Annotated in this window: 12 protein-coding genes; 5 read left to right on the top strand and 7 right to left on the bottom strand. The window is 62.4% G+C overall.

What is annotated here, in order from left to right; all coding sequences use genetic code 11:
• Window positions 1–21: 21 nt before the first annotated feature.
• The gene (rplU, locus tag KUIN1_RS03825; protein WP_002551971.1) at window positions 22–333 is read right to left on the bottom strand and encodes a 50S ribosomal protein L21; all 312 of its coding nucleotides are present in this window, start codon (window positions 331–333) and stop codon (window positions 22–24) included.
• 239 nt (window positions 334–572) lie between these two features.
• On the opposite strand from rplU, the gene KUIN1_RS03820 reads away from it, so the two are divergent.
• Window positions 573–1,541, top strand: a complete 969-nt coding sequence (locus KUIN1_RS03820; RefSeq protein WP_003344609.1) for a polyprenyl synthetase family protein — start codon at window positions 573–575, stop codon at window positions 1,539–1,541.
• Between the two features lie 146 nt (window positions 1,542–1,687).
• Here the strand turns inward: KUIN1_RS03820 and KUIN1_RS03815 are convergent, their stop codons facing one another.
• The 3 genes from KUIN1_RS03815 to selD are packed head-to-tail and all read right to left on the bottom strand — an operon-like array spanning window position 1,688 to window position 4,620.
• Window positions 1,688–2,452: a sulfite exporter TauE/SafE family protein gene (locus KUIN1_RS03815; protein WP_024641665.1), complete on the bottom strand. Its 765-nt coding sequence runs from the start codon at window positions 2,450–2,452 to the stop codon at window positions 1,688–1,690.
• A gap of 33 nt (window positions 2,453–2,485) precedes the next feature.
• Window positions 2,486–3,586 (bottom strand): tRNA 2-selenouridine(34) synthase MnmH, encoded by a 1,101-nt coding sequence (gene mnmH / locus KUIN1_RS03810; protein ID WP_103378494.1) that lies wholly within the window; start codon window positions 3,584–3,586, stop codon window positions 2,486–2,488.
• A complete protein-coding gene (gene selD / locus KUIN1_RS03805) occupies window positions 3,586–4,620 on the bottom strand; it encodes a selenide, water dikinase SelD (protein WP_003403546.1) in 1,035 nt (344 codons plus the stop codon). The genes mnmH and selD overlap by 1 nt, the downstream gene beginning before the upstream one ends.
• A gap of 235 nt (window positions 4,621–4,855) precedes the next feature.
• On the opposite strand from selD, the gene KUIN1_RS03800 reads away from it, so the two are divergent.
• From KUIN1_RS03800 to phnE, 4 genes are read left to right on the top strand one after another with little or no spacing between them, the layout of a single operon-like run.
• Complete coding sequence (locus KUIN1_RS03800; RefSeq protein WP_003408408.1) at window positions 4,856–5,707, top strand: putative selenate ABC transporter substrate-binding protein; 852 nt, start codon at window positions 4,856–4,858, stop codon at window positions 5,705–5,707.
• The gene (locus KUIN1_RS03795; protein ID WP_116800309.1) at window positions 5,704–6,501 is read left to right on the top strand and encodes a phosphonate ABC transporter ATP-binding protein; all 798 of its coding nucleotides are present in this window, start codon (window positions 5,704–5,706) and stop codon (window positions 6,499–6,501) included. Before KUIN1_RS03800 ends, KUIN1_RS03795 begins: the two co-directional genes overlap by 4 nt.
• The gene (locus KUIN1_RS03790) at window positions 6,495–7,322 is read left to right on the top strand and encodes a PhnE/PtxC family ABC transporter permease (RefSeq protein ID WP_096127241.1); all 828 of its coding nucleotides are present in this window, start codon (window positions 6,495–6,497) and stop codon (window positions 7,320–7,322) included. The genes KUIN1_RS03795 and KUIN1_RS03790 overlap by 7 nt, the downstream gene beginning before the upstream one ends.
• Window positions 7,319–8,086 carry a phosphonate ABC transporter, permease protein PhnE gene (gene phnE / locus KUIN1_RS03785; protein ID WP_116830677.1) on the top strand — a complete coding sequence of 256 codons (768 nt, stop codon included), beginning with the start codon at window positions 7,319–7,321 and terminating at the stop codon, window positions 8,084–8,086. The genes KUIN1_RS03790 and phnE overlap by 4 nt, the downstream gene beginning before the upstream one ends.
• Before the next feature lie 67 nt (window positions 8,087–8,153).
• On the opposite strand, the gene ggt is transcribed toward phnE, so the two are convergent.
• The 3 genes from ggt to KUIN1_RS03770 all read right to left on the bottom strand — a co-directional run bounded on the left by ggt (window position 8,154) and on the right by KUIN1_RS03770 (window position 12,533).
• Complete coding sequence (gene ggt, locus KUIN1_RS03780; protein ID WP_024651286.1) at window positions 8,154–9,881, bottom strand: gamma-glutamyltransferase; 1,728 nt, start codon at window positions 9,879–9,881, stop codon at window positions 8,154–8,156.
• A 204-nt stretch (window positions 9,882–10,085) separates the two neighbouring features.
• Window positions 10,086–10,973 carry a 3-hydroxyisobutyrate dehydrogenase gene (gene mmsB, locus KUIN1_RS03775; RefSeq protein ID WP_003403556.1) on the bottom strand — a complete coding sequence of 296 codons (888 nt, stop codon included), beginning with the start codon at window positions 10,971–10,973 and terminating at the stop codon, window positions 10,086–10,088.
• 33 nt (window positions 10,974–11,006) lie between these two features.
• Complete coding sequence (locus KUIN1_RS03770; RefSeq protein WP_103714261.1) at window positions 11,007–12,533, bottom strand: CoA-acylating methylmalonate-semialdehyde dehydrogenase; 1,527 nt, start codon at window positions 12,531–12,533, stop codon at window positions 11,007–11,009.
• Between the last annotated feature and the right edge of the window lie 75 nt (window positions 12,534–12,608).

The raw sequence follows: 12,608 nt of genomic DNA, 5'->3' as shown, positions 1-12,608 counted from the left end.
CCAGTTGAGGATTAGGCTGAATTAAGCCTGAATACCTGTAATTTTGATCTCGGTGTACCACTGGCGGTGGCCCATACGCTTCATGTGGTGCTTACGACGACGGAACTTGATGATACGAACCTTATCGTGACGACCTTGCGAAACCACTTCAGCCACAACGGTAGCGCCAGCAACAACGGGAGCACCGATATTGACGTCGTCGCCATTGCCAACCAGCAGAACGCGGTCAAACGTGACGGATTCGCCAGTAGCGATTTCCAGTTTTTCAATTTTCAGGTATTCACCTGGGGCGACTTTGTACTGCTTGCCACCGGTAACAATTACTGCGTACATGGTATTTCTCCGAAAATCCTGCTCACCCAGCTCTTTATAAGAAGAGTATCGGCTGGCATGGCTGCATGGGGCTGGAACGGCCCGTCTGCATTGCGTAAGGCAGGTGCTGCCCAGGAAAGTTAGGGTGCGCGATTGTACGCAAGGCATTCGCGTGTTGCAAGAGGCGGCTCGTCATACCTTGACACGCTCTACCCCGCGACCTAGCATGCGGCGCAACCTATCCGGAGCACCTGTCGCTGATGCAACCCCAAGCCTTCTACCGCGCGGTGGCGGACGACTTTAGTGCCGTTGACCTTATCATCAAAAAGCAACTGACGTCGCGCGTACCGCTGGTCTCGAAAATCGGTGATTACATCACGTCGGCAGGTGGCAAGCGCCTGCGCCCGTTGCTGGTGCTGCTGTGTGGCAAGGCACTGGGTCGCGAAGGCGATGATGTTCGCCTGCTCGCAGCCACCATTGAATTCCTGCACACCGCGACCCTGCTGCATGACGACGTGGTCGACATGTCCGGCATGCGTCGTGGTCGCTCCACCGCCAACGCGCTCTGGGGCAATGCGCCCAGCGTATTGGTGGGCGACTTCCTTTATTCGCGCTCGTTCGAAATGATGGTCGAGCTGGGCTCGATGGAAGTCATGAAGATTCTGTCCAAGGCAACCCGCATCATCGCCGAAGGCGAAGTGTTGCAGCTCTCGAAGATTCGTGACGCCAGCACCACCGAAGAAACCTACATGGAAGTGATTCGTGGCAAGACAGCCATGCTGTTCGAAGCCTCGACGCACAGCGCCGCTGCCCTGTGCAACGCCCCCCAGGAACAGAGCGAAGCACTGCGCACGTTCGGCGACCACCTGGGTGTGGCCTTCCAGCTGGTGGATGACCTGCTCGACTACCGTGGCGATGCCGAGACACTGGGCAAGAACGTCGGTGACGACCTCGCCGAAGGCAAGCCGACCCTGCCGCTGATCTACACCATGCGCGAAGGCAGCCCGGAACAGGCCGCACTGGTTCGCCAGGCGATCCAGAAAGGTGGTCTGGAAGATCTGGAAAGCATCCGCAATGCAGTGGAAAGCGCCGGTGCCCTCGATTACACCGCACAGCTGGCCCGCGACTACGCGGCCCGCGCCATTGCCTGCCTGGACGCGCTGCCGCCCAGCGAGTACCGCGACGCACTGGTCGAACTGAGCGAGTTTGCGGTCGCCCGCACGCACTGACATTCGCAGCAGTCAAAAGCCCGTCCAGCGACGGGCTCGGCAAATGGCAGTCAGCGCGTAAGCCTTCATCTTCTCCTGCATGAAACCCGGAAAACACTGAATCCTCAGTGCAAGTCGCGCATGCCCGCGATACAACGCATGACTGATCAGCCTTTTATGAGCAGGTGCAGCCCCAACAGGCCCATGCCGATAAAGAACACACGCTTGAACAGCAACGCGCTGATTCGCTGGCGCAGCCATTGCCCCAGCAGCATGCCCAACAGGGCCGGAATCAGCGCCAGCGTGGAGGCGCCCAGCTCTGCGCCGCTCAGCGCGCCGTTCCACGACAACCCCGCCGCCAGCGCCAGCGTCGAGACGGTGAAGGACAACCCCAGCGCCTGGACCAGTTGGTCGCGCTCAAGGCCCAGCGCCTGCAAATAAGGCACCACGGGAATCACGAACACCCCGGTGGCCGACGCGATCACCCCGGTAATCAAGCCGCACAGCGGGCCCAGCCAGCGCTCGGCAGCGGCGGCAACCCTGAAGGTCGGCAGGAATAACCCGCTCAGTGCGTAGAGAAACAACGCGCCACCCAACGCGCGGGTCATTGAATGACCGCCACTCATGCCCAGCCAGAACGCCCCGGCCAGCGTGCCGATGAAAATCATGCTCAGCATCGGCCATAGCCGCTTCAGCAAAGGCCGCAGGCTCCCACCCGTCGCCAGTTGCCAGACGTTGGTGAATGTCGACGGGATGATCAGCAACGCCGCAGCCTGCGCCGGCAGCATGGCCAGCCCCAGCAACCCCATTGCCACCGTGGGCAAGCCCAGACCGATGACACCCTTGACCGTTCCGGCCAGCAGAAAGGTGCCGATCACCAGCGCCGAAAGGCCCCAGCCCAGGGTTTGATAGAAGTCGAGAATCGAGTGCATGGCGTCCCTTGCCAGATGGATAGAGGTCGAGGCTTAACGTTGCTCAGAGCGCTCGCGCAGATAGGCCAGCACTTGCGTTTGATCACCTGCGAATTCGATACGCGCCGCTTTGTGTTCGCGCTGGTAAGCGTACATCGGGTCGTAATATTCGCCGAGCAACCCTTCGATCCAGCCTCGGTGCAGGTCAACCGCACCGCTACGCTGCTGTTCTTCCAGCGCCGCCTGCATCAGGTCCGACAGGCGCTGATGACGCTCGCCGCCCAGACGTTTGTGAATATTGTTCAGGCTTTGCAACAAACGCTCGGCGAACAGGCCAAAGCCCTGCTCTTCGCCCTTGACGGTGATGAACTCTGCGCAGAGGTTGATCACGTAGTCCTCGAGAATGCGCTCGACGCGGTTCTCGAAGCTGTCTTCCAGCCAGACCATCGGGCAGCCCTGCATCGCCTGGTGCAGTTCCAGCGGCACGTTGCAACTGCCGACCAGACGGCTTTCATCTTCCACAACGAATTGCTCGATACCGGCTGCGCGCTTCTTGAGCAGGTCGATGGCCAGGCGGTTCTCGAAGTCGATCTGCGCCGGTTGCCCGGTGGCACGCTTGCCGAAGCTGGAGCCGCGGTGATTGGCGATGCCTTCCAGATCCACGCTGTTGCGCAGTTGCGTCAATACTTCGGTCTTGCCCGTGCCGGTCATTCCGCCGAGCACGACAATACTGCATTCGCTCACCGCCTCGTGCAGGGTATCCAGCAGGAACGTGCGCATCGCCTTGTAGCCGCCAAGAACCCGCGGGTAGTCGACCCCGGCATCCTTCAGCCAGCGCTGCACGGTCTGCGAGCGCAGCCCGCCGCGAAAGCAGTACAGGTAGCCATCCGGATTGGCTTTGGCGAACTCGATCCACGCGCTGACGCGTTCATCCTTGACCTGACCGCAGACCAATTGATGCCCGAGCTGGATAGCGGCGTCCTGACCGTGTTGCTTGTAGCAGGTGCCGACCTTTTGCCGCTCGATGTCATTCATCAGCGGCAGGTTGATCACGCCAGGGAAAGCCCCCTTGGAAAACTCCACCGGAGCCCGAGCGTCCATCATCGGCACGTCGTTGAGAAACAGTGCGCGGTAGTCGCTGCTGTTGTCGGCCATCAGAACACCTCGACGGCGTGGGTCTGTCGCTCGAGCAGGGTGCCGATAGGGGTGAGCAGCAGCCCCAGTTCGGCGGCCACGATCAGAAACTCGGCTTCACCTTCATGGCTGACCGCGACCAGCAGGCCGCCGCTGGTCTGCGGGTCGCACAACAGGTCACGCTGGGCATCGCTCAGTGCGCCGATCCTGTCGCCGTAACTTTCAAAATTGCGCAATGTGCCGCCCGGCACACAGCCCTCGGCAATGTAATGCTCGACGCCGGGCAGACGCGGTACAGCAGCATAGTCCAGACGTGCGGTCAGACCTGCGCCGTCAGCCATTTCAACCAGATGCCCGAGCAGACCGAAGCCGGTGACATCGGTCATTGCCTGCACCCCGTCGAGCTTGCCGAACCGGCTGCCCGGCTTGTTCAGGGTACACATCCAGTCACGCGCCAGACCGATGTCCTCATCGCGCAACTTCGATTTTTTCTCGGCCGTGGTGAGGATGCCGATGCCCAGAGGCTTGGTCAGGTACAAGGTGCTCCCCGCCAGGGCAGTGTCGTTGCGCTTCATGTGCTTTTTCTGCACCACGCCGGTCACCGCCAGACCGAAGATCGGCTCCGGCGCATCGATGGAATGCCCGCCCGCCAGCGGAATACCGGCAGCATCGCAGACGGCACGACCACCGCGAATGACTTCACGTGCGACCTCTGGCGGCAGGATGTTGACCGGCCAGCCGAGAATGGCGATGGCCATCAGCGGGTCGCCGCCCATCGCATAGATGTCGCTGATGGCATTGGTCGCGGCGATACGGCCGAAGTCGAACGGGTCATCGACGATGGGCATGAAGAAGTCCGTGGTCGAGACCACGCCGCGCTCGTCATCCAGCGCATAGACCGCCGCGTCATCACGCGAGGCATTGCCAACCCAGAGTCTGGGGTCAAGGTTCTGAGCGCCGCTACCAGCGAGGATCACGTCCAGCACCTTGGGGGAAATCTTGCAGCCACACCCTGCTCCGTGACTGTACTGGGTCAGGCGGATTGGCTCATTCATCGCGACACTCTCGGTTACCGGGAAACAGGCTGTGGAGTCTAGGGGCTGTTCCCTTATCAGCGCAAACCGCGTCGTGCGCCGGTCGCGCATTCGGGCGATGAATCTGCCGAACTGGCCTTTCTCGCCATGCCTCTTATAATCCCCGCGCATCATCACCGAATCCTGTGAAGCGCCGCCTGCTCGTGCACGCGGGCTTCAGGCTATCCTTTTTCCGCTATTGAACCGGAGAACCCCCATGCTCAAGCGTACCCTGGCGCTCGCCGCCGGCCTTGCCCTGTCCTTCTCCGCCCTGACCAGCCACGCTGCCGACACCCTGCGCGTCTCGGCCATTCCCGACGAAGCGCCCACCGAACTGCTGCGCAAGTTCAAGCCGCTGGGAGCTTATCTGGAGCAACGGCTGGGCATGAAGGTCGAGTTCGTTCCGGTCGCGGATTACCCGGCAGTGGTCGAAGCGCTGGCCACTGACCGGCTCGACATGGCCTGGCTGGGCGGTTTCACCTTCGTTCAGGTCAACCTCAAGACCGGTAATGCGGTGCCACTGGTACAGCGTGAGCAGGACGCCAAGTTCACCAGCAAATTCATCACCTCCGATCCGAACGTGAAAACCCTGGCAGACCTCAAGGGCAAGACCTTTGCCTTCGGCTCGGTGTCGTCGACATCCGGCAGCCTGATGCCGCGCTATTTCATGCTCAAGGAAAACATCAAGCCGGAAACGTTCTTCAGCCGCGTCGCCTATTCCGGCGCGCATGACGCAACCGCCGCGTGGGTTCAGGCGGGCAAGGTCGATGCAGGCGTGCTCAATGCCAGCGTGTGGGACAAGCTGGTCGCCAGCGGCAAGGTCGACACCAACAAGGTTCATGTCTTCCAGACCACACCGGCTTATTTCGACTACAACTGGACCGTACGCGGCAGCCTCGACCCGGCACTGGCAGCGAAGATCAAACAGGCTTTCCTCGACCTCGACCCGGCCAACCCGGAGCAGAAGGCGATCCTCGATCTTCAGGCCGCCAGCCGCTTCATCGAAACCAAGCCAGAGAACTACAAAGGCATCGAAGAAGCCGCACGCGCTGCCGACCTGCTGAAATGACCCTGCGTCTGTCCGCCATCGAGCTGCGCCACAGCGACGGCACACTGGCGTTGCGCGGCCTGGACCTGAGCATCGCTCGTGGCGAACGGGTAGCGATCATCGGGCCGTCCGGTGCGGGCAAGACCACGCTGCTCAACCTGCTGGCCAGCGCTCTGCCGCCCAGTGCCGGGCAACTGCAGGTGCTGGGGACTGATCCCTGGCAGCTCTCCAGCACACGACGCCAGCGCCTGCGCAGCCGCATTGCGCTGATTCATCAGGCACCGCCGTTGCCGGCGCGCCAGCGGGTGGTGACTGCGGTGTCGGCGGGCAGGCTTGGTCAATGGGGGCTGGGCAAAAGCCTGCTGAACCTGCTGCATCCACTCGACATCAGCGGCGCCCGTGAGGTGCTGGCACGTCTGGACCTGGCGGACAAACTGTTCGAACGTTGCCAGCAGTTGTCCGGCGGACAGCTGCAACGTGTCGGCATTGCCCGCGCCTTGTATCAGCAACCCGAACTGCTGCTGGCCGACGAGCCGGTTTCGGCGATGGACCCGCGCCTCGCCGATCACACCCTGGCGCTGCTGGGTCAGCACGCCATCGAGCACAACGTGACGCTGGTCGCCAGCCTGCATGCGGTGGAACTGGCGCTGGCGCATTTTCCGCGAATCATCGGGGTGCGCGACGGGCGCATTCACTTCGACCTCGCCGCCAGCGAGGTCGGCCGGGAGCATCTCGACACGCTGTATGCCAATGAACAACTCAGCCCTCAGCCGGTTTCGGATGCGGCTGAAACACGCTGGACGCCGCGATGCTGAGTCGGGATCAGCGCGACCCGGCGGCAACGCCGCGCCTGTTGCTGACGTTGCTGGCGGTCGCCCTGCTCTGGCCGGGCATTCGTCTGGCCGAACTGAATCCGCTGGTACTGCTGCAAGCCGATAATGCGCGGACGATGGGCAGCTTTCTCGCCGGGTTCTGGCCGGTGGCGCACTCTGCGGAATTCCTCGGGCTGCTGCTGGATGCGACGCTGCAAACCCTGGCGATCGCCACAGCTGGCATAGCCCTTGCGCTGCTGCTGGCCGTTCCGGCAAGCCTGCTCGCCAGCCAGGCATTGTCGCTGTCGGCCGCCTCACGCGGCGGCCGCCCCGGCTGGCCCGGCCAGTGCCTGCGCTGGCCTGCACGCGGGGTGTTGATCTTTCTGCGCAGCGTGCCGGAAATCGTCTGGGCGCTGTTGTTCGTGCGCGCGGTCGGCCTGGGCCCGACGGCGGGCGTGCTGGCCATCGCCATCACCTATGCAGGCATGCTCGGCAAGGTGTACGCGGAGATTTTCGAATCGGTGGACCAACGCCCGGCCCACGCGCTGCTTCAGGCAGGCAGTGGTCGCCTGGCCGCACTGGCTTACGGCATCCTGCCCAATGCAGCAGCCGAACTGACCTCCTACACCGTGTACCGCTGGGAGTGCGCCGTGCGCGCTTCGGTGGTCATGGGCTTCGTCGGCGCAGGCGGACTGGGTCAGCAGATCGACCTGTCGATGCGCATGTTCGCCGGTGGCGAAGTGGCGAGCATGCTGCTGACCTTCCTGCTGCTGGTGCTGCTCGCCGACCAGCTCAGCCGTTTGCTACGCAGACAGTTCACATGAAGCGCGCTGGCAATCTGCTGCTGGTGCTGACGATGATTGCGGCCGTGGCCGCATCGTTTGTGTACCTCGGCCTCGACCTGTTCACCCTGGGCAGCCACGACAACCTGACGCAGATGGGCCGTTACGCGTTGCGCTTCATGAGCCCGGACCTGAGCGGCCCTCATCTGCAGGCAATCGGCCAGGGTGCCCTGGAAACCCTGGCCATGTCTGCGCTTGGCACCTTGCTGGCCGCCATTGCAGGTTTGCTCCTGGCCCTGCCCGCTGCCGGACGCTTCGGTTGGTTCCTGCGCAGCCTGAGTCGCCTGCTGCTCAATGCGCTGCGCGCCATTCCGGAACTGGTGTGGGCCGTGTTGATGGTGCTGGCTGCCGGGCTCGGCCCCAATGCCGGCACGCTGGCATTGGCGCTGCACACCACCGGCGTTCTGGGCCGTCTGTTTGCCGAGGCGCTGGAAAATACCGCGCCGCAACCCGCGGCAGCGATTCGTCTGCAGGGCGGCAGCGCCTGGCAGGCGTTCAGCTACGGCACCCTGCCCAACCTCTGGCCACAACTGCTGGCGTATACGCTGTATCGCTGGGAGAACAACATTCGCATGGCCAGCGTACTGGGTTTTGTCGGCGCGGGCGGTCTGGGGCAGATGCTGTATGTCAGCCTCAGCCTGTTTCAGGAAGCGCAGGCCAGCACCGTGATTCTGGCCATGCTGATACTGGTATTCGCCGTCGACGCGTTGAGCGGCTGGAGCAGGCAGCGCTGGGTGCGTAACTGAGCAGACCTCAGAACGCAAAACGCCACGACCCTGAAGCTTAGGGCCGTGGCGTGACTGGCAGCGTGACTCAATAGCCGAGCGACAACCCAGTGTTGCGACGCGGGTCGTTGGCGCCGTAGAAGCGGTTGTTACCGACCGGTTTGCCACCCAGCGAAGGCGCGCCCACCAGAATCGCCGCCACATGATTGAGCGGCTGCGGACCTGCGAACTTTTGACCCCAGCTCTGGAGAATCTTCAGCGTGTCAGGGCTGACCGCGAAGGTATCGATGTTGGTTTCCTCAGGCTGCCATTGCTGGTGGAAACGCGGCGCGTCCACCGCTTCCTGAATGTTCATGCCGTAGTCGATGACATTGAGCATGGTCAGCAGCGTGGCGGTAATGATGCGGCTGCCGCCCGGCGTGCCGACGACCATCACCGCCTTGCCGTCCTTGGTGACAATGGTCGGGCTCATCGACGACAGCGGCGTCTTGCCCGGCGCGATGGCGTTGGCTTCGCCCTGCACCAGTCCGTACATGTTGGGCACGCCGACCTTGACGGTGAAGTCATCCATTTCGTCGTTGAGGATCACGCCGGTCTTGCTGGCCATGACGCCCGCGCCGAACCAGTTGTTCAGGGTATAGGTCACCGAAACCGCATTGCCCCATTTATCGACAATCGAATAGTGAGTGGTGTTGCTGCCTTCATGGGGCGCGACGCCGGGTTTGATCTTGTTCGAGTCACCGGCCTTTTGCGGATCGATGGCAGCGCGCAGCTTGGCGGCATACTTGACGTCCAGCAGGTGCTCGACCGGGTTCTTGACGAAGTCCGGGTCGCCCAGGTAGCTGTTGCGGTCTGCGTAGGCGTGACGCATGGCCTCGATCTGATAATGCATGCCCTGCGCCGAGCGGAAGCCCAGCTCTTTCATCGGGTAGCCTTCGAGGATGTTCAGAATCTGGCAGATGACCACACCACCGGAGCTCGGAGGCGGTGCCGAGACCACGTGGTAGCCACGGTAGTCACATTCGACCGGAGCCAGCTCGCGGGTCTTGTAATGGTCGAGGTCAGCCTGGGTGATGATGCCCTTGCCGGCCTGGCTGGAATCGACCAGTGCCTTGGCAACCCAGCCCTTGTAGAAACCGTCGCTGCCCTTCTCGGACACTTCCTTGAGGGTCTTGGCCAGGTCTTTCTGCACCAGCTTCTGACCGACCTGCATCGGCTCGCCCTTGTCGAGGAAGATCGAACCGGAATCGGCCATGTCCGCCTTGAACACATCCGTGGCGCTCGACAGCATGTCGACATCGCCCTGGCCCAGCACAAAACCTTCCTCGGCGAGCTTGATCGCCGGGGCGATGACCTCTTCACGCTTGCGGGTGCCGTACTTGCTCAGGGCCATTTCCATACCGGAGACAGTGCCCGGAACACCGACGGCCAGATGGCCCTTGGCACTCAGATCAGGGATGACCTTGCCGTCCTTGTCCAGGTACATATCGGCGGTGGCCGCCAATGGTGCCTTTTCACGGAAGTCGAGGAAGGTCTTGCGCCCGTCGGCCAGTTGAATGGTCATGAAACCACCACCGCCGAGGTTGCCGGCAGCGGGATAGACCACCGCCAGCGCGTAGCCAACCGCTACGGCCGCATCGACCGCATTACCACCAGCCTTGAGTACATCGACACCCACGTGGGTAGCCAGGTGCTGAGCCGTGACGACCATGCCGTTTTCGGCGGCGACCGGGGCTTGTGACGCGGCGAATGTGGGGGAATACGCGACAATCAATGCCGTCGCGATCAACGATCTGGCGAGGGGTTCGAACTTCATGGTCGATCTCTTCTTTTTCTGGGTCAGGGACGTTTGATGTGAAGCGCCAGCCTCTAGACGAGGGATGCGGCACTTCTCGTCGAAGCGTACCGAGCATCCCTGCGCGGGTCTGACGAAGTCCAAAGTATCCGGTTCTGCCACGTTTTCCTACTGTAAAAACCGGATACACATTAACGCCCCGCTTATCCCCGACACGTGCGACACCTACGCTTTCGGGCGATACCCCTCAATGATCGCCGAGAAATCCTTGCCGCCATCGCCACGCAGGCTCATGGCCTGATACAGCTGTTGCGCCACTGCGCCGAGGATGACCGGTTGATGCGCCGAGCGCGCGGCCTCGGTTGCCAGCCCCAGATCCTTGAGCATCAGCTCGGCGCCAAAGCCACCGCTGTAACCGCGTGACGCGGGCGCGCTTTCGACGATGCCGGGCCACGGGTTGTAGGCCTCCGAACTCCAGCAACGGCCCGTCGAGGTGTTGATGATGCCGGCCAGCACTTCGGTGTCGATACCCAGTGCATTGCCCAGCGCCATGGACTCAGCCACGCCGATCATGGAAATCGCCAGCAGCATGTTGTTGCAGATCTTGGCGATCTGGCCGGTGCCCACGTCACCACAATGCACGATGTTGCGGCCCATCTGTTCCAGCACTGGTTTGAGCACAGCGAAATGACCGGCAGAGCCTCCGACCATGAAGGTCAACGTACCGGCCTGCGCCCCACCGGTGCCGCCCGACACCGGCGCATCGCCCAACACCACGCCTTGCTGCGCAGCGACCGCGGCGATGTCGCGAATGGTCTGCGGGTCGATGGTGCTGCAATCAACCGCCGGAACTCCGGGCGAGATCCCCTTCAAAACGCCGTCGTCATTCAGGTACACGCTGCGCACGTGCGCCGCGGCGGGCAGCATGGTGATGACCAGTTCAGTGCCTTGGGCCGCCTGTGCGGGTGAATCGCTGACCTGTGCGCCCAGCTCGGCGAATTCAGCCAGTACGCTCTTGTTGAGGTCGAACACCTGCAAGGCGTGACCGGCTCTGATCAGGTTGCGGGCCATGGGCGCGCCCATATTGCCCAGACCGATAAATGCGATGTTCATGGTTGTTCTCCCGGGCGAATTGACCGCCAGCGCTCAGCGCAGATTGATCGTGGTGTTCACGCCATCGTTGACGCTGTCGTCATCGAACCAGCGGCTGGTGACGGTCTTGGTCTGAGTGTAGAACTGCACCACCTGTTTGCCGTACGGGCCCAGATCGCCCAGTTTGGAACCCCGCGAGCCGGTAAAACTGAAAAACGGCACCGGCACGGGAATTGGAATATTGATCCCGACCTGCCCGACATCGATCTCGCTTTGGAACTTGCGCGCCGCCGCGCCGCTCTGGGTGAACAGCCCGGTGCCGTTGCCGAACGGGTTGGCGTTGACCAGCGCGATAGCCTCATCGAGGGTGTCGACTTCCAGCACCACCAGCACTGGCCCGAAAATCTCCTGGGTGTAGATCTGCATGTCGGTGGTGACGCCCGAGAACAAGGTCGGCCCCACGAAGTTGCCGCCCTCGTAACCCGGCACCGAAACCTCCCGACCATCCAGTTCCAGCGTCGCGCCTTCACGCACACCGCTCTCGATCAGATCCAGAATGCGTTGTTTGGCCCGTCGTGAAATCACCGGCCCGATGTCGGTGCCCGGTTCCTGGCCGGCATTGACCTTGAGTTTCTGCGCCCGCGCCTTAAGGTCGGGCAGCCACTGTTTCGACGCGCCGACCAGCACCACCACAGAGGTGGCCATGCACCGCTGACCCGCCGCACCAAAACCTGCGCCTACCAGCGCATTCAGCGTTTGCTCACGGTTGGCATCAGGTAGCACGACGGCATGATTCTTCGCCCCCATCATTGCCTGCACCCGCTTGCCATGCCGACCGGCCAGATCGTAGACATGCGTGCCGACCGCCGTCGAACCGACGAAGGAAACAGCCTTGATGTCCTTGTGCGTGCAGATCGCGTCCACCACCTCCTTGCCACCATGCACCACATTGAGCACACCGGGCGGCACCCCCGCCTCGATCGCCAGCTCGACCAGCAACAGGGTCGACAGCGGATCCTGCTCGGAAGGCTTGAGCACGAATGTATTGCCGCAGGCGATCGCCATCGGAAACATCCACAGCGGAATCATCGCCGGGAAGTTGAACGGCGTGATCCCGGCGCACACACCGATCGGCTGGCGCAGCGTATAGGTGTCAACGCCGCTGGCGACGTTCTCGGCAAACTCGCCCATTTGCAGCGTGCCGATCGAACAGGCGTGCTCGACCACTTCCAGTCCCCGAAAGATATCGCCCTCGGCATCGGCCAGCGTCTTGCCCTGCTCGGCACTGAGTACCGCCGCGATGCGCTTGGAGTGCTCGCGGATCAGCGCCTGCAACTTGAGCATGATGCGCATACGCACACCGATGGGTGTTTCCCGCCAGGTTCGATAGGCCACGTGAGCGGCAGCGACGGCGGCGTCCACTTCACTGGCCGTGGCGAATGGCACCTGGGCGAGGATTTCCTGAGTGGCGGGATTGACGATGTCTTGCCATTCGCTGCTTTGCGAGTCAGTCCACTCGCCGTTGATCAGCAGTTTCACGCGAGCAATCGAGGTCGTCGTGTGGTTCAGTGAAGCATTCATTTCAGCGATTCTCCCTTCAGCAAACCACGCATCCACAGCCTGTGCAGAAGGATGATCGTGGCCTCCCGGCAGTCT

The organism is Pseudomonas sp. KUIN-1, from assembly GCF_009176725.1.
Taxonomy (GTDB): domain Bacteria; phylum Pseudomonadota; class Gammaproteobacteria; order Pseudomonadales; family Pseudomonadaceae; genus Aquipseudomonas; species Aquipseudomonas fragariae.
The sequence above is the reverse complement of the archived record's forward strand: the minus strand, read 5'-3'. Positions and strand labels throughout refer to the sequence as shown.